The sequence below is a fragment of the Pseudomonas spelaei genome (genome assembly GCF_009724245.1).
Lineage (GTDB): Bacteria > Pseudomonadota > Gammaproteobacteria > Pseudomonadales > Pseudomonadaceae > Aquipseudomonas > Aquipseudomonas spelaei.
Window position 1 is genome coordinate 271,173 of record NZ_WNNK01000005.1, and the last position, 17,198, is coordinate 288,370.

A 17,198-nucleotide genomic window follows, 5' to 3' on the forward strand; every position below is an offset into this window, starting at 1 on the left:
ATCTTCTGAGGGAGCCCGCCGAATTCATAAAAACCGTACGTTGAGGTTTTTCGATCAGTCACAGGGGCTGATCCTCGGGCTCTGCGGTACGCCGAAATGAAGGAAATTTAGGACATTGACACGGCAGGCCTTGTCCAACCCATGCATTATCGATCTTCGCGTGTGTGCCACAGGCGCAGTAGATAGAGGGTGGAGCCCTGAATTTCGTAACGTAGCTCGTAGTGGCCGATCTGAATTCGACGCACATCACGTGGATCGAACTCTTCCAACCGTTCGCCAATACGCGGGTTAGCCAGCAGCGTGGAAGGCGCGGCTGTGAGTTGCTGCACTGTTCGTGCGGCGGCGGGCTGATTCACCGACGCAAGAAACTCGTAAAGCCGGGCAATGTCGCAAAGCGCCCTGCTTGTCCACTTCAACTCCATCCGCGCGGTACCGGCAGCGGAGTGTCGGTGCTGAGGCTATCAGCCCAGGCCTGGACAGCTTGGTGGTCAATCACCCGACCCGCGTCAACATCGGCCAAGGCCTCATGGGTCAGGCGACTACGCTCTTCTTCCTGGTCTATCCAGGCGGACAGAGCCTGCTTGACGATCCAGTTTTTGGAGCGTTCCAGACGCTCTGCCATCAAATCGACCTTCTCAGCCAGTTGCACAGGGACGTGAGCCGTGACGGATCGGGTCTTGGCGGTAGTAGCCATGATCATTACTCCAACGCTGTGAAATGCTATTTGTGTGAACGCGGGCGCCAAACGGGTGCGGCGTTCGCAAGCGTCATAGACCGTTGCCTATCAATTTCAGAGGCAGGCATGGCCCAAAAACAGGGTAATGGGACACCCTGCATTAGCCTGGAGCAGGAGTATGGTTTGTTTAGCCACACATATATCCGCGCTTCATCTTTTTTCCAGGCACCTCTACGATTCAAACATAATCATAGTTAATAAGCCTGAGTCGTCAAGCCCTGCCGTCAGGTATTGAGTGGGTGGCTCGGCAGGTTCAGACGGCGCCCGAAATGGGGTTAAGTACGGTGAGCGCGATTTTTCCGAATTCTGCGGGTTCCCCTTCTTGCATCCAGTGGTGGCAAGCCCGGGAATACTCCTACGCATCTATCCGTAATCGCCCGTAAGCCCCCCTCTTCCTGCATTTGGATCCCACTTGTAGACTCTTCTTCCACTGCATCTATTTAATTGGCACCTGCCGCCTGGCCACTCCACATACCGATGCTGATCAGAGGAATAGTTCGTGGCTGATAAGCAACCGCCTGACCCTGCCCGCGCAGGCTACTTGCCGATCCCCGTTCCGGACATGGACCGCTTGATGGAGCTGCGTGATGCGCTGGTCGCGCTGAAGGGACCGTTGGCCAATGAGCCTGGCTGGCGTGAAAACCTTCTTGAGCGGCTGTTCAACGCTGACACCGATGACCGGGTCCTGGGAAAGCCCGACAGCTCTCTTACCCGAACGAATTAACTGCAAAATTACTGTATTCAACCTGCATTAATATGCATTGGCGAGGTATCGATCAGATCGGCACACTGCGCTGGTTCCTCCCCCAAATGCAGGAACTTTCGAAGGGCTTTCCGGGAAACCAGATGAGCCCTTCTTTTTGCCCGCTTTTTATTACCGTCTGGATCGTCTTTTAATGCTTGCTCGCTGGTTACCCGCTGCTATCAACACCCGTCCCGCCGAATGGAGTCGTGCCGCCCTGGGCATGGCATTGGGCACCCTGTTCAGTGTCTGGGTCTGTGCCCAGGTGTTTGGCATGGATGTCGCCTTGCACCTGGTGGGGCCCCTTGGGGCTTCGGCGGTGCTGCTGTTTGCCGTATCGTCCGGGGCGCTGGCCCAGCCTTGGTCGATCATCGGCAGCTATTTATGCGCAGGTGTGACTGCGCTGCTGGTGGCACAGGTCCTGGGCCGAACACTGGGCAGTGCTTGTCTGGCAGCCGGCATGGCGCTGATCCTGATGTGCTGGCTGCGCTGCCTGCATCCGCCGGCCGGAGCGCTGGCGTTGACCCTGGTACTGGCGGATCCCGCAACCATCGCCTTGCAATGGCGGGAAATCGGCCCTGTCATGTTCGGCGCCAGTACGTTACTGCTGACAGCCCTCGCCTATAACAATTTGACCCGTACCCGCTACCCTAAAGGCGTGGCTGAACCCGCTGCGCAAGCCTTCGTCTCCACCTCGGCGCAAAACCCTGCCATCTGCGCCGACGACCTGAAACAGGCACTGGCAGAGATGGAGCAGTTCTTTGACGTCACGCCACAGGAATTGGAACAATTGATCCAGGCCAGTGAACGTCATGCCCGCCGCAGAAGCATCAGCGCCGTACTGGCAGGTGCGCCTGAGCACCGTTAGCCCGGAAAAAACCGGTACGGCGGGCACTGCAAAAATGCACACCTGACCTGCACATTTCAGCGTTGTACTTGGCAAATTTGCACTGGTACGATCGCGAGATAGTTCGTCCGCGAACATCTTGATAAAGAACAATAAAAGCAGGGAGTTAGAGATGACTGCTCAGGTTCCATCCGAGGCAACTCGCCGCCCCGGGATTCTTCAGGACGACGTCCTGGCCGAGGTCCGCAACCATATTGGTCACCTGACCCTCAATCGTCCCGTTGGCCTGAACGCCATTACACTGGATATGGTCCGCAGCCTTGCCAGGCATTTGCGAACCTGGGCCGATGACCCAAAGGTGCATGCGGTTGTACTGCGGGGCGCCGGTGAGAAAGCCTTCTGCGCGGGCGGCGACATTCGCTCGTTGTACGACAGCTACAAAAGCGGTGACAGCCTGCATGAAGACTTCTTCGTCGAGGAATACGCCCTCGACCTGATGATTCATCACTACCGCAAGCCCGTACTGGCACTGATGGACGGTTTTGTCCTGGGCGGCGGGATGGGCCTGGTGCAAGGCGCGGACTTGCGGTTAGTCACTGAGCGTAGCCGCCTGGCGATGCCGGAAGTGGCCATCGGTTATTTCCCGGATGTCGGTGGCAGTTACTTCCTGTCGCGCATCCCTGGTGAACTGGGGACCTACCTGGGCGTGACCGGCGCTCAGATCCGCGCCGCCGATGCGTTGTACTGTGGATTGGCGGACTGGTACCTGGACAGCGCCAGGCTGGTTGACCTGGACCACAAACTCGATCATCTGAAATGGCAGGGTTCTCCCCTCAAGGACTTGCAGGGTCTCCTGGCCAAACTCGCCGTACAGCAACTGCCCGATGCTCCGCTGGCACTGCTGCGCCCGTCTATTGATCATTTTTTTGCCCTGCCTGATGTCCCCAGCATCGTTGAACAGCTGCAACAAGTCACCGTTGCCGACAGCCATGAATGGGCACTGAGCACCGCCAGATTGATGCAAACCCGCTCCCCTCTGGCCATGGCTGTCACTTTGGAAATGCTTCGGCGCGGGCGTCACCTGCCCCTGGAAAACTGCTTCGCACTGGAGCTGCATCTGGACCGCCAGTGGTTTGACCGGGGCGACCTTATCGAAGGCATACGCGCGCTGCTGATCGACAAGGACAAAACCCCACGCTGGAACCCACCGACACTCCAGGCGCTGGACGCCGCCCATGTCGAAAGCTTCTTCAGCGCCTTCGACCAGAACGGGAACTAAGCCATGCAAGATATTGAACTGACTGAAGAACAAGTCATGATCCGCGACATGGCCCGAGACTTTGCCCGTGGCGAAATCGCGCCTTATGCCCAGGCCTGGGAAAAAGCCGGCTGGATTGACGATACCCTGGTGTCGAAGATGGGTGAGCTGGGCCTGTTGGGCATGGTTGTCCCCGAAGAATGGGGCGGGACCTACGTCGACTACGTGGCCTATGCACTGGCCGTGGAGGAGATCTCTGCGGGCGATGGTGCTACCGGCGCACTGATGAGTATCCACAATTCAGTGGGTTGCGGGCCAATCCTTAACTACGGCTCAACAGAGCAGAAACAAACCTGGCTGGCGGACCTGGCCAGCGGGCAAGCCATCGGCTGCTTCTGCCTGACCGAGCCCCAGGCGGGTTCCGAAGCCCATAACCTGCGCACCCGCGCCGAACTCAAGGACGGCCAATGGGTGATCAACGGCGCCAAGCAATTTGTCAGCAACGGCAAACGGGCCAAGCTGGCCATCGTGTTTGCGGTCACCGACCCGGAGCTGGGCAAGAAAGGCCTCTCCGCGTTCCTGGTGCCCACCAACACCCCGGGCTTCGTGGTGGACCGCACGGAGCACAAAATGGGCATCCGCGCCTCGGATACCTGCGCCGTTACCCTCAATCAATGCACAGTGCCTGAAGCCAACCTGCTGGGAGAGCGCGGCAAGGGCCTGGCCATCGCCCTGTCCAACCTGGAAGGCGGCCGTATCGGGATTGCCGCCCAAGCCCTGGGCATCGCGCGCGCGGCGTTTGAAGCGGCACTCGCCTACGCCCGAGACCGTGTCCAGTTCGACAAGGCCATTATCGAGCACCAGAGCGTGGCCAATCTGCTGGCCGACATGCAAACCCGCCTGAACGCCGCGCGCTTGCTGATCCTGCATGCGGCACGACTGCGCAGTGCCGGTAAACCCTGCCTGTCGGAAGCCTCACAGGCCAAGTTGTTCGCTTCGGAAATGGCAGAAAAAGTCTGCTCGTCGGCGATGCAGATTCATGGCGGATATGGCTATCTGGAAGATTATCCGGTGGAGCGTTACTACCGGGATGCACGAATTACCCAGATTTATGAAGGAACCAGCGAGATTCAGCGGATGGTGATTGCCAGAGAGTTAAAGAACTATCAGTTGTAAGAGGTCCGCTGAGAAATACCCTGGAGACTCCCGTGCGTTGTTCGGGAGTACGACTATTCTGACAGATCCTAGTGCCCAGTCTCGCCACACAGGAGGTGTGTCATGCATGCTATTGAGCACCCGATCCGCCTTGAGCGGATCACTCAGGAACGTTATATCCAGGCCCCCATCGAAGACGTCTACGACTACGTGACCCAACCGGATCGCTGGCATGAGTGGCATCCGACGTCACTGAGTGCCGAGACGGGTGTCAGTGGTTCATTGCCCGCTGGCCATCGCTTCACTGAAATCATCGACCTGTTGGGCGTGCGCATGCCCATGAGCTACCGCGTGCAAGTCGCCTCACGCCCCAGGGAGTTCAAGACAGCTTTCACCTCCCAGGCAGTGGATGGCTGTATTCACTACCTCTTACAGGAACAGGGCGGCGGCACGCTGTTCAGGCGTGTCCTTTCCTATGAAACAGAGTTACAACTCACGACCCTGCATGAGCGCATCGTCGAGCTATCGAATAAGGCCCTGGACCAGCTCAAACAGCGCCTGGAAACGCCCTCCATCTGACAAAATCGTCATCTGCCCCTCAACTTGTCGACAGCTCTGGACGTTAAGTTCCAACGTTTCAGAGTTGTCGAGCCTTCGTATAATTTCGAAACACAACGGAAAAACTTGCTTGTCAAAAGCAGGGAGAATGCCTGCCTATTGCCCCGCGCCTGATGAGATGACTGATGAAAGCCACCCTCCGCCTGACCCTGCTGTCAGCCTTATTCATGAGCACACTGGCCCAGGCCGCCGAATTGATCCCGATCGATGTGCACCGTGATGCGAACTGCGGCTGCTGCAAAAAGTGGATCACCCACCTGCAAAGCAACGGTTTTAAGGTCAATGACCATGTCGAAGCCAATATGAGCGAAGTCAAACAACGCCTCGGCGTTGCTCCGCGTCTGGCCTCTTGCCATACCGCTGTGATCGACGGCAAGTTTGTTGAAGGCCACGTACCTGCCGAGCAGGTGTTGGCGCTGCGCAAACGCGACGACCTGCTGGGTGTCGCGGCGCCTGGCATGCCCATGGGCTCGCCGGGCATGGAAGTCGACGGCAGGAGCGACGCCTATCAGGTCATCGGCCTGACCCGTGAGGGCAAAGACGTAGTGGTCGCCGATTACCCGGCATACTGATTGATGCTGGCGGGTTACCTGGGACTATTTTTCGCCGCGTTCGGGGCAGCAACGCTGTTGCCACTGCAGTCGGAAGCCGTGCTGGTGGGCCTGCTGCTCAGCGGGCATTACAGCCTGTGGCTGCTGCTGGTCATCGCAACGTTCGGCAACGTGCTGGGTTCGGTGGTGAACTGGCTGCTGGGGCGTTCGGTTGAGCACTTCAAGGAGCGCCGCTGGTTTCCGGTCAGCGCAACACAGCTGGAGAAGGCCGGTGCCCATTACCAGCGCTGGGGACACTGGACGCTGCTGCTTAGTTGGGTGCCGGTAATTGGTGATCCGCTCACGCTGGTAGCCGGCGTGATGCGGGAGCCATTGTGGCGTTTTTTATTGCTGGTAACCCTGGCTAAAGCGACGCGTTATGGCGTATTGATAGGTCTCACGCTGCAATGGATTTGAGCCCTGCTTTAATTTTCGCTTAATCCCCCCACCACAGCATCCGGACACTCTTTTCGGAGCTTCCTTATGATGTTATCCCGATCGTTCTGTCTCGTCGGCCTGTTAGCCAGCGCTGCCCTTCCCGCCTTCGCCGCCACGGAAGGCCCGGCCTACGGCCCCGAACTGCAAGGCTTCGAATACCCTTATCCCGTCGAGCACTTCAGCTTTCAATCCCAAGGCAAAAGCCTGCAAATGGGTTATATGGACGTGCCGGCCAAGGGCAAGGCGAACGGCCGCAGCATCGTGTTGATGCACGGCAAGAACTTCTGCGGCGCGACCTGGGAGGCGTCGATCAAGTCGTTGAGCGATGCTGGCTACCGAGTCATCGCCCCGGATCAGATCGGTTTTTGTACCTCCAGCAAGCCGGACCATTATCAGTACAGTTTCCAGCAACTGGCGATCAACACTCACCAACTGCTGGAAAAGCTCGGTATCCAGAAAGTCACCCTGCTGGGTCATTCCACCGGCGGGATGCTGGCTACCCGCTACGCCCTGCTCTATCCAACACAAACCGAGCAACTGGCCCTGGTCAATCCCATCGGCCTGGAAGACTGGAAAGCCCTTGGCGTGCCCTATCGCAGCGTTGACCAATGGTACGAGCGCGAGCTGAAGCTGACGGCCGACGGTATCCGCACCTACGAGCGCAACACCTATTACGCCGGGAACTGGAAGCCCGAGTTCGACCGCTGGGTGGACATGCTCGCCGGCCTGAACAAAGGCCCGGGCCATACTCAGGTTGCGTGGAACTCGGCGCTGATTTACGACATGATCTTCACTCAGCCGGTGTTCTACGAATTCAAGGATTTGCAGATGCCAACCCTGCTGCTGATCGGTACATCCGACACCACGGCCATCGGCAGTGATATCGCACCACCGGCGGTCAAGGCGAAGATTGGCCATTACGCAGTCCTGGGCAAACAAATCGCCGGGCTCATTCCCCATGCCACCTTGGTGGAGTTCCCGGGGCTGGGCCATGCACCGCAGATGGAAGAGCCAGCGCAGTTTCACAAGGCGCTGTTGCAGGGGCTCAATGCCCTTTGAATCCACTCTATTGAGGTTCTATTGAATGTCGGTACGGATCGCAGTGATTGATGATTGGCAGAACGTTGCCAGCGACGTGGTGGATTGGTCGGTGCTCGAGGCCGTGGGCCAAGTCAGTTTTCTTCATGACTATCCGGCAGATACCGCCACGATGGTCGAGCGTTTACAGACGTTCGACGTGATTTGCCTGATGCGCGAGCGCAGCACGTTTGATCAGGCCCTGCTGCGGGGCTTGCCCAATCTGAAGCTGCTGGTCACCGGCGGCATGCGCAACGCTGCGGTGGATATCCCGGCGGCCAAGGCCTTGGGTATTCAGGTCTGCGGCACCGACAGTTACAAGCACGCCGCTCCCGAGCTGACCTGGGCATTGATTATGGCCTCCACCCGTAACCTGTTGGCTGAAGCCAACTCGCTACGCGACGGAGAGTGGCAACAAGGCCTGGGCAGTGACTTGTATGGCAAGACCCTCGGTATTCTCGGGCTGGGCAGCATTGGCCAGCGTATTGCCCAGTTCGGCAAGGTATTCGGAATGCGGGTCATTGCCTGGAGCGAGAACCTCACGCCTGAACGCGCGGCCGAGTCGGGTGTGGACTGGGTCAGCAAGCGCGAGCTGTTCGAGCAGGCCGATGTGCTGTCGATTCACCTGGTGCTCAGTGATCGCAGCCGTGGGCTGGTAGATGCCCAGGCCCTGAGTTGGATGAAACCCACGGCGCAACTGATCAATACCGCGCGCGGGCCTATTGTTGATGAAACGGCCTTGATCGCTGCACTGGTCAGCGGGCGATTGGCGGGCGCCGCGTTGGATGTCTTTGATCAGGAGCCGTTGCCGGTCGATCATCCGTTTCGACAACTGGCCAATGTATTGGCGACACCGCATGTGGGTTATGTCAGCGAGCAGAACTACCGGCAGTTCTATGCCCAGATGATTGAAGATATCCAGTCTTGGGCCAGCGGTGCGCCCATCCGGGTTCTGGGCTGAGCCCAATAACACTTTATAGAACTATTGATAATTCACTTTATAAAATCGGCCTATCTAATTGTTTTTTAAAAGTTACTTACTCTTGATAAATCACATTAACTCCAACATGCCTCTTGCTCCGGCCTGAACGATGCGCTCCAGCGCACCATAATTGTGCGTCGCGGCCGGACAACCTCCCAGTCGCACATAACCTGTGCCCCCTCTGGCCCTTAAATGAAGCGCAGGGTTTCTTTGGCAAGCAATCAAGCTAACCGCCCCGCTCGCCACTGATTTCCCCACATGAAAAAAATTTTGTCCTACAAAAACCTCCAACACGCCTTACAGGCTCTGGGATCTGGCCTAGACTCATGACTGATGGGTCCCAATCAAAACAAAAGCCCCGCAAAAAATCGAAACTTTCGAACTCTGCCGCAGGTCAGGTTTAAGGTAAGGCGAGCGCAGCCGGTTTACGCCGAATGCCCGTCTATCCATTCAAATCAAGACTCCAGCGCAACTGGCATAAGGCTTGCCAGTCTGTGTAGCGCTTGTGCGCCTGACCGCAGGATGCGGTCAACCCTCGTTGATGGCAGCAAGCCATTAACCGACCAATAAAATGGGAGAGAACTATGATCAGTGCTGCCGTAGATACTCAGGGAGAGCGTTTCAGTCAGCCGGTTGGCGGGCCGACTTCATTGGCGGACATTCCCAACACGGTACGGCCGGTCTCCACCCAGAACCCTAACCGCAAGAAAGTCCTGTTTGTAACGTCGGAACTGGCTGATCTGGTGAAAACCGGCGGCCTGGGTGACGTCTCCGCCGCCCTGCCCCGGGCCATGGCCCATCTTCACGATGTACGCGTACTGATCCCCGGTTACCCGCAGGTGCTGGACAGTGACAATCCCATTCACATCATCGGCGAGCTGGGCGGCCATGCGGCGTTGCCGCCGTGCAAGATCGGGCGCATGGACCTCAAGGACGGCCTGGTCATCTATGTGCTGATCTGCCCCGAACTGTATGAGCGCGAAGGCACTCCCTACGGCGCCAACAACGGCCGCGATTGGCCGGACAACCATATCCGCTTCGCCCGCCTGGGCCTGGCGGCTGCCGACATCGCCGCCAACCTGGCGCAGATCCACTGGTGCCCGGACCTGGTGCACGCCCACGACTGGCCAGCCGGCCTGGCACCCGCCTATATGCACTGGCGTGGTTCACGCACGCCCACGCTGTTCACCATTCATAACCTGGCCTACCAGGGCGTGGTCAGCCTGGCCTCGTGCCCGGAGTTGGGTATCCCCGAACATGCCCTGCAACAGGAAGGCATGGAGTTCTACGGCAAGTTGTCGTTCCTGAAAGCCGGCATGGCCTATTCCAGCCACATCACTACAGTCAGTGCCACCTACGCCCGGGAAATCACCACCCCGGAATTCGGCTGCGGCCTGGACGGTTTCCTGGCCAGCAAGACCCAGCAAGGGTTGCTTAGCGGTATTCCCAACGGTATTGATGAGAGCTGGGAAGCGTCCACCGACCCGCACCTGACCCACCCGTTCAACATCGGTGATTGGGAAGGCAAGGCGGTCAACGCGGCCCATGTACGCAACTTGTTCGGCCTGCACGACTCCACCGGCCCACTGTTCGCCGTGGTTTCGCGACTGGTCTACCAGAAAGGCCTGGACCTGACCGAAGCGGTGGCCAGCTTTATCGTCGAATCCGGCGGCCAGATCGCGATCATCGGTCGGGGTGAGCCAGAAGAAGAACAGGCCATGCGCGCCCTCGCCTTGCGCTTTCCCGGGCAGGTCGGTGTGCGGATCGGCTTCAATGAAACCGACGCGCGCCGCATGTTCGCCGGCAGCGACTTTCTGTTGATGCCATCGCGCTATGAACCCTGTGGCTTGAGCCAGATGTATGCCCAGCGCTTCGGCTCGTTGCCGGTCGCCCGTAATACCGGCGGCCTGGCGGACACCATCGAGGATGGCATCACCGGCTTCCTGTTCGATGAATCTACGGTCGAGAGTTACGAGGCAGCCTTGAGCCGTGCGTTCAAGGTCTTCGCCTTCCCGGGCCTGCTCAACGCCATGCGTTGCCGGGCCATGGCTGCACCGTTCAACTGGTGCCAGGCGGTGGAACCCTACGCCGAACTTTACGAGCAACTGGTGGCGAAAGCGCTGGGAAAATCGGCGAAGTAGTCAAAGAGGTCTGCATAGATGCCGTTACGGACTTTGGAAGCCCGGCCCCACGGCGCAATCATGCTGGACGCGGAACACACCCGTTTCGCCTTGTGGGCGCCCGATGCGCTTTACGTAAGCGTTGAGTTTGAAGAAGAAGGCAAGTCAGTGGCCATGCTGTCCCAGGCAGATGGCTGGTTCGTGGTGCAACTGCGCTGCCCGGCGGGGACTCGCTACCGCTACAACATCGACGGTGAACGAGAGGTTCCCGACCCGGCGTCCCGGGCCCAAGCCACGGATGTCCATGGTTGCAGCGTGGTGGTCGATCCCCTGGCCTATCACTGGCGCCACAGCGCCTGGCGCGGCCGGCCATGGCACGAAGCGGTGATTTATGAGCTGCATGTCGGCGCGCTGGGAGGCTATGCCGAAGTCGAACGGCAACTGCCGCGCCTGGCGGAGTTAGGTATCACGGCGATCGAATTGATGCCTCTGGCGCAATTCCCCGGCGAGCGCAATTGGGGGTATGACGGGGTCCTGCCCTACGCTCCGCACGCAAGCTATGGTGCTCCCGAGCAATTGAAACAACTGATCGACAGCGCCCATCATCACGGCCTCGCGGTGATCCTCGATGTGGTCTACAACCACTTCGGCCCCGACGGCAACTACCTCGGCCAATACGCCAAGGGCTTTTTTCGTGAAGACACCCACACGCCCTGGGGCGCCGGCATCGACTTTCGTCGCCGGCAAGTTCGGGACTTTTTTATCGACAATGCCCTGATGTGGCTACTGGACTACCGCTTTGACGGCCTGCGCCTGGATGCCGTCCACGCCATCAACGATCCCGACTTTCTCCAGGCGCTGGCCCAACGAGTGCGCCAACAGGTGGACCCGGGACGCCACACCTGGCTGGTACTGGAAAACGAATTCAACCAGGCCAGCCTCCTGGAACAAGGTTTTGATGCGCAGTGGAACGACGACGGGCACAACGCCTTGCACGTGTTGCTGACCGGCGAAACCGACGCCTACTACGCCGATTTTGCACAAGACCTCACCGGCAAACTGGCCCGTTGCCTGAGTGAAGGCTTCATCTACCAGGGCCACACCACCCGCCATGGCCGCGAGCGTGGCGAACCCAGCGGGCACTTGCCGCCGAGCGCTTTTGTACTGTTCCTGCAAAACCATGACCAGATCGGCAACCGAGCCCTCGGCGAACGCCTGCATCAACTCTGCTCGCCTGAAGCCTTAAAGGCCGCGACCACTTTGTTGCTGCTGTCGCCCATGATCCCGCTGATGTTCATGGGCGATGAAGTCAATGCCGAAGAACCTTTTCTGTTCTTTACCGACCACCACGGTGAATTGGCTGAGGCGGTACGTGAGGGGCGGCGCAACGAGTTTGCCGAGTTTGCCGCCTTTGCCGACCCCGAGCGGCGCAAGCACATCCCGGACCCCAACGCCCTGGCCACGTTCCGCCGATCGGTGCCCAGCCTGGCGGAGTGCGGCAACACGCCGTTCTATCGACAACTACTGAGCCTGCGTCATCAGCACATCGTGCCGCATCTGCCTGGCAGCGAGACGATGGGCGCTCAAGTACTCGGTAACGGTGCGGTGTCTGCCCGCTGGCGGCTGGGCAACGGTAGCCTGCTGCAAATCGACCTGAACTTGAGTGCCGCCACCTTTGACCACCCGGCAGCCGGTCGCACCCTTTTCGTGACCCCGGCCAATACCGACCAGACCCTGGCGCCCTTCAGCGCCCGCGTCAGCCTATCCCCTACTGGAGAGCACCCTTGAGCGAAGCGCAATTGGAACTACTCGCCAGTCGAGCGGGCCTGGCCGTCGACTGGATCGACGCCAACGGCCGCCCCCAACACGTCAACGCCGACGCTCTGCGCGCCGTGCTTAAAGGCCTGGGCCATCCGGCCGACAGCGATGCCGCCATCGAGGCCAGCCTGCGAGACCTTGAGCGTGTGCAGCAAGACAAGCACTTGCCACCGCTGATGACCGTCGATAACGGCGCCGGGTTGGACCTGGCGCACTTTTTCACGCCCGGTACGCCATGCCAGGTCCACCTGGAAGATGGCAGCGTGCTGGACCTCAGCCTGGACGCCAGCGCCACTCTGCCGGGATCGATTCCGGTGGGTTACCAGCAGGTGCAGATCGCCGACCAGCATTTCACGTTGGCGGTCGCCCCGACGCATTGCTACCGCGTTGACGAGGCCGTGGACAGTCAACCCGCCCGCGCCTGGGGCTTGAGCGCCCAGCTCTATGCCTTGCGCCGCAGTGGCGACGGCGGCTTTGGCGACACCCAAGCCCTGGAGCACCTGGCCCGCGCCGCCGCTGAACGTGGTGCCGACGCCTTGGCAATCAGCCCGATGCACGCGATGTTCAGCACCGACACCGAGCGCTACAGCCCTTACTCGCCTTCCAGCCGCCTGTTCCTCAACAGTCTTTATGCTTCCCCCGGCTGCATCCTCGGTGATCGGCTGGTACAGGACACCATCGACGCCTGCGGCCTGGCCGATGAACGCCGGGCGCTGGAGCAACTGCGCCTGATCGACTGGCCTGCCGCCGCCAAAGCCAAACAACGCTTGCTGCGAGCGCTGTACGACGATTTCCGCCAGGGCAATCACCCGCAACACGCCGACTTCCTGAGTTTCCGTGAGGCCGGTGGCGAAGCCCTGGAAAACCACTGCCGCTTTGAAGCCGTGCAGGCTGAACGCGCTGCCAACGGCGAAAGCCTCGACTGGCGGCACTGGCCCGAGGCCTGGCGCGACCCAAGCAACCCGGCGCTGGTGCAGTTTGCCGAGGACAACGCGCAGGAAATCGGCTTCTTCGCGTTCAGCCAATGGTTGATCGCACGGTGCCTGGAACGTGCCCAACAAGCGGCCCGTGGCAGTGGCATGGGCGTTGGTCTTATCGCCGACCTGGCGGTGGGCGCCGATGGCGGCGGCAGCCAGGCCTGGAGTCGCCAGGACGAATTGCTCGCCGACCTCACCGTGGGTGCCCCACCAGACATTCTCAACCGAGCCGGCCAGGGCTGGGGCATTTCCGCGTTCTCCCCCGAAGGCCTCCAGCGCAACGGCTTCCGGGCGTTTATCGAAATGCTGCGGGCCAATTTCGCCCATGCCGGCGGCTTGCGCATCGACCATGTGATGGGCCTGCAACGGCTGTGGGTGATTCCCATGGGCGCCTCGCCTCGGGAAGGTGCCTACCTGTATTACCCGGTGGATGATCTGCTGCGGCTGTTGGCCCTGGAGTCGAGCCGCCACCAGGCCATCGTGCTGGGCGAAGACTTGGGCACGGTGCCCGATGGCCTGCGGGAAAAACTCATCGCCCGCTCGATTCTCGGCATGCGCGTGCTGTTGTTCGAACAGGAACACGGCCATTTCAAGCCGATCCTCGACTGGCCCGACAATGCCCTGGCGACCACCAGCACCCATGACTTGCCCACCCTCAATGGCTGGTGGCACAGCCGCGACATCGACTGGAACATACAGCTGGGATTGATTGATGGGCCGACCGTGGAGCACTGGAGCGAACATCGCCTGCGGGAACGCCAGGCACTGCGCCAGGCCTTGAGCCAGGACCCGCAGAACTTTCGCGATGAAATCCGTAACGAAACCGACCACGTCCTCGACGCCAGTATCCGTTACCTGGGCCACACCCGCGCACCGCTGGTGCTGCTGCCCCTGGAAGACGCCCTGGGCGTAGAAGAACAGGCCAACCTCCCGGGCACCACCGACACTCACCCGAATTGGCGCCGCCGGTTTCCGGGAAACGCCAGCACCTTGCTCAACGACGAAAACGCCGCCCGACGCCTGGAATTGCTGGCGGTAGCCCGCCTTCAGGCCCATGAGCGTGACCGATGAAAGTGTCGACCCTCAGGGCGACCCAGCGTCTGCAATTTCATCAAGGGTTCACCCTGGATGACGCAGTGCCGTGGGTGCCCTACTTTGCCCGGCTAGGCATCAGCCACCTGTATGCCTCGCCGCTGCTCAGCGCTCGCGCCGGCTCCCTGCACGGCTACGATGTGGTCGACCCCACCAGCGTCAACCCGGAACTGGGCGGCGAAGCGGCTTTGCGGCGGCTCGTGGCGGCGTTGCGTGAGCACGACATGGGGCTGATCCTCGATATCGTCTCCAACCATATGGCGGTGGGCGGCGCCGATAATCCTTGGTGGCTGGACCTGCTGGAGTGGGGACGCTTGAGCCCTTACAGCGAATTCTTCGACATCCAGTGGCATTCGCCGGACCCGCTGCTCAAGGGCCAGTTACTGATGCCCTTCCTGGGCAGTGACTACGGTGAAGCGCTGCAAACCGGCAGCATTGCGTTACGCGCTGACCCCCAGCAAGGCAGCTTTTTCATCAAGCATTACGAACACCGTTTCCCGATCAACCCCAGCGACTATGGCGACATCCTGCGCCCTCACACGCCCCTCAAGGCCCTGGCCGACGACTTCAGCAGCCTCGCCTACCATCCGGACGCCTACCTCCAGGCCGTGGCGCTGAAACAGCAATTGGTTGAACGGGCACAAGATCCCGCTACTTTCGCCGCCATCCAACACAACCTCAGCCTCTACGACTCCCGCCAGCCAGACGGCTTCGCGCGCCTGCATCACCTGCTGGAGCAACAAAGCTACCGCCTGGCCAGCTGGCGCACGGCGGCAGATGACATCAACTGGCGGCGCTTCTTCGACGTCAATGAGCTGGGCGGCCTGCGGGTGGAGCGCAGTGCGGTGTTCGAAGCCACCCACGGCAAAATCTTCCAGCTGATCAGCGAGGGGCTGGTGGACGGCCTGCGCATCGACCATATCGACGGTTTGGCCGACCCTGGAGGTTACTGCCGCAAGTTGCGACGTCGGGTGGACTCACTGTCAGAAGGACGGCACCTGCCGATCTTCGTCGAAAAAATCCTCGGTGAAGGCGAAGCCCTGCGCGAAGACTGGCAGGTGGACGGCACCACCGGCTACGAATTCATGAACCAGCTGTCATTGCTGCAACACGACCCCGCAGGTTGTGCACCTCTGGCCGAGCTGTGGACCCGCTATACCGAACGCCCGTCGGCCTTTATCGAGGAAGCCTGGCTGGCCCGCCAGCAAATCCTCCATGGTTCCCTCGCCGGTGACTTTGAAAGCGTCGCCCAGGCCCTGCTGCAAGTGGCCCGTGACGATGTGATGAGTCGCGACCTGACCCTGGGCGCGATCCGCCGCGCCCTGGAGGAACTGATCGTGCACTTCCCGGTGTATCGCACCTATATCAGCGCCCGTGGCCGCAGCGAACAAGACGATGTGTTTTTCCAGCAGGCCCTGGCCGGTGCCCGCAGCACCTTGGGCGAAGCCGACTGGCCGGTGCTCGATTACCTGGAGCAATGGCTCGGCGGCGAGCCTTGGCGCAACCGGCCGTTGGGCCGTGAGCGCAAGATCCTCAAGCACGCCTGCGTGCGCTTCCAGCAACTGACCTCCCCGACGGCGGCCAAAGCGGTGGAAGACACCGCGCTCTATCGCTCGGCAGTGTTGCTGTCACGCAACGATGTCGGCTTCAGCACCGCACAATTCAGCGCGCCCCTGACCGAGTTCCATGCCGCCAACCAACAGCGTCTGCGCACGTTTCCCGACAACCTGCTGGCCAGCGCCACCCATGACCACAAGCGCGGCGAAGACACCCGTGCACGCCTGGCGGTACTCAGTGAATGCGCCGACTGGTATGCCAAACAGGTGGAACACTGGCGTAGCCTGGCCGTGTTCCTGCGCAGTGATGCCAGCACGCCCTCGGCGGGCGATGAACTGATCCTCTATCAAGTGCTGCTGGGCAGTTGGCCGCTGGACCTGCGCAGTGATGACACCAAGGCGCTGGGCAACTATCACCAGCGTCTATGGCAGTGGCAACAAAAGGCCCTGCGCGAAGCCAAGCTGCACAGCAGTTGGAGCGCGCCGAACGAGCTGTACGAGCACGGTGTGCAAGCGTTCCTCTCGCGGCTAATACTCGACGAGCAAGGCCTGCCGTTGCGCACGGCCCTCGCCGCTGCCGTCCAAGCCATCGCCCCGGCGGGCGCGCTGAATGGCCTGGCGCAATCCTTGCTTCGCCTCACCGTGCCGGGGGTGCCGGATGTGTATCAGGGGAATGAGTTCTGGGACTTCAGCCTGGTGGATCCGGACAACCGGCGTGCGGTGGATTTCAGTGCCCGGCAACAAGCACTGGAATCGCCGACCGACATCGGCGAACTGATGTTGCACTGGCGTGATGGGCGCATTAAGCAGGCGCTTGTCGCCCAGGTGCTGAACCTGCGCAGGGAACATCCGCAGGTGTTCCGGCTGGGCAGCTATGAGCCCCTGGACGTGGTGGGCGAACACGCCGATCGGGTGGTCGCTTTCTGCCGCGAATATCAGGGTACGCGCTTGTTAGTGGTGGTACCGCGCTGGCCCTTTCACCTGCTTGATAACGGTGTTTATCCGCAGGTCAACGCGCAGATTTGGGGCGATACCCGGGTCACATTACCGTTCGCCGCACCAACGCAAAACTGGAAGGGACTTTTCCAGACAGGCGCAGTCACACCCAACAAGGAGCTGACGATCAGTACTGCCTTGGGGGGTTGCCCGGTCAACGTCTTTATCAATCCTGATCATCAAGAAAGCTGAAATT

15 protein-coding genes are annotated in these 17,198 nt (G+C 60.3%); 13 read left to right on the forward strand and 2 right to left on the reverse strand.

Translation table 11 applies throughout. The annotated features are described in order from the left end of the window. Positions 1-146 precede the first annotated feature (146 nt). Together GNF76_RS08435 and GNF76_RS08440 are read right to left on the reverse strand one after the other, a co-directional pair. The gene (locus tag GNF76_RS08435; protein ID WP_155582714.1) at positions 147-422 is read right to left on the reverse strand and encodes a type II toxin-antitoxin system RelE/ParE family toxin; all 276 of its coding nucleotides are present in this window, start codon (positions 420-422) and stop codon (positions 147-149) included. Next, positions 413-694, reverse strand: a complete 282-nt coding sequence (locus GNF76_RS08440) for a CopG family ribbon-helix-helix protein (protein ID WP_155582715.1) — start codon at positions 692-694, stop codon at positions 413-415. The genes GNF76_RS08435 and GNF76_RS08440 overlap by 10 nt, the downstream gene beginning before the upstream one ends. A 541-nt stretch (positions 695-1,235) precedes the next feature. On the opposite strand from GNF76_RS08440, the gene GNF76_RS08445 reads away from it, so the two are divergent. From GNF76_RS08445 to GNF76_RS08505, 13 genes are all read left to right on the forward strand, one after another. Continuing rightward, complete coding sequence (locus GNF76_RS08445; RefSeq protein ID WP_343037809.1) at positions 1,236-1,460, forward strand: type VI secretion system contractile sheath small subunit; 225 nt, start codon at positions 1,236-1,238, stop codon at positions 1,458-1,460. 172 nt (positions 1,461-1,632) lie between these two features. Continuing rightward, positions 1,633-2,346 (forward strand): HPP family protein, encoded by a 714-nt coding sequence (locus tag GNF76_RS08450; RefSeq protein WP_155582716.1) that lies wholly within the window; start codon positions 1,633-1,635, stop codon positions 2,344-2,346. A 151-nt stretch (positions 2,347-2,497) separates the two neighbouring features. Further along, positions 2,498-3,604 (forward strand): enoyl-CoA hydratase/isomerase family protein, encoded by a 1,107-nt coding sequence (locus GNF76_RS08455; RefSeq protein ID WP_155582717.1) that lies wholly within the window; start codon positions 2,498-2,500, stop codon positions 3,602-3,604. A gap of 3 nt (positions 3,605-3,607) precedes the next feature. Then, entirely contained in the window at positions 3,608-4,759 is a 1,152-nt protein-coding gene (locus GNF76_RS08460; RefSeq protein WP_155582718.1) for an acyl-CoA dehydrogenase family protein, read from the forward strand. A gap of 102 nt (positions 4,760-4,861) precedes the next feature. After that, positions 4,862-5,317 carry an SRPBCC family protein gene (locus tag GNF76_RS08465; RefSeq protein ID WP_155582719.1) on the forward strand — a complete coding sequence of 152 codons (456 nt, stop codon included), beginning with the start codon at positions 4,862-4,864 and terminating at the stop codon, positions 5,315-5,317. A 164-nt stretch (positions 5,318-5,481) separates the two neighbouring features. Then, positions 5,482-5,928, forward strand: coding sequence for a DUF411 domain-containing protein (locus GNF76_RS08470; protein ID WP_155582720.1), 447 nt, complete (start codon positions 5,482-5,484; stop codon positions 5,926-5,928). A 3-nt stretch (positions 5,929-5,931) separates the two neighbouring features. Further along, the gene (locus GNF76_RS08475; protein ID WP_155582721.1) at positions 5,932-6,363 is read left to right on the forward strand and encodes a YqaA family protein; all 432 of its coding nucleotides are present in this window, start codon (positions 5,932-5,934) and stop codon (positions 6,361-6,363) included. Between the two features lie 66 nt (positions 6,364-6,429). Beyond that, positions 6,430-7,443: an alpha/beta fold hydrolase gene (locus GNF76_RS08480; RefSeq protein WP_155582722.1), complete on the forward strand. Its 1,014-nt coding sequence runs from the start codon at positions 6,430-6,432 to the stop codon at positions 7,441-7,443. A gap of 25 nt (positions 7,444-7,468) precedes the next feature. Next, complete coding sequence (locus GNF76_RS08485; protein WP_155582723.1) at positions 7,469-8,422, forward strand: D-2-hydroxyacid dehydrogenase family protein; 954 nt, start codon at positions 7,469-7,471, stop codon at positions 8,420-8,422. A gap of 605 nt (positions 8,423-9,027) precedes the next feature. Beyond that, complete coding sequence (gene glgA / locus GNF76_RS08490; RefSeq protein ID WP_155582724.1) at positions 9,028-10,584, forward strand: glycogen synthase GlgA; 1,557 nt, start codon at positions 9,028-9,030, stop codon at positions 10,582-10,584. A gap of 18 nt (positions 10,585-10,602) precedes the next feature. Next, complete coding sequence (gene treZ, locus GNF76_RS08495) at positions 10,603-12,351, forward strand: malto-oligosyltrehalose trehalohydrolase (protein WP_155582725.1); 1,749 nt, start codon at positions 10,603-10,605, stop codon at positions 12,349-12,351. After that, positions 12,348-14,429 (forward strand): 4-alpha-glucanotransferase, encoded by a 2,082-nt coding sequence (malQ, locus tag GNF76_RS08500; protein WP_155582726.1) that lies wholly within the window; start codon positions 12,348-12,350, stop codon positions 14,427-14,429. Before treZ ends, malQ begins: the two co-directional genes overlap by 4 nt. Beyond that, positions 14,426-17,194: a malto-oligosyltrehalose synthase gene (locus GNF76_RS08505; protein WP_155582727.1), complete on the forward strand. Its 2,769-nt coding sequence runs from the start codon at positions 14,426-14,428 to the stop codon at positions 17,192-17,194. Before malQ ends, GNF76_RS08505 begins: the two co-directional genes overlap by 4 nt. Positions 17,195-17,198: the final 4 nt, after the last annotated feature.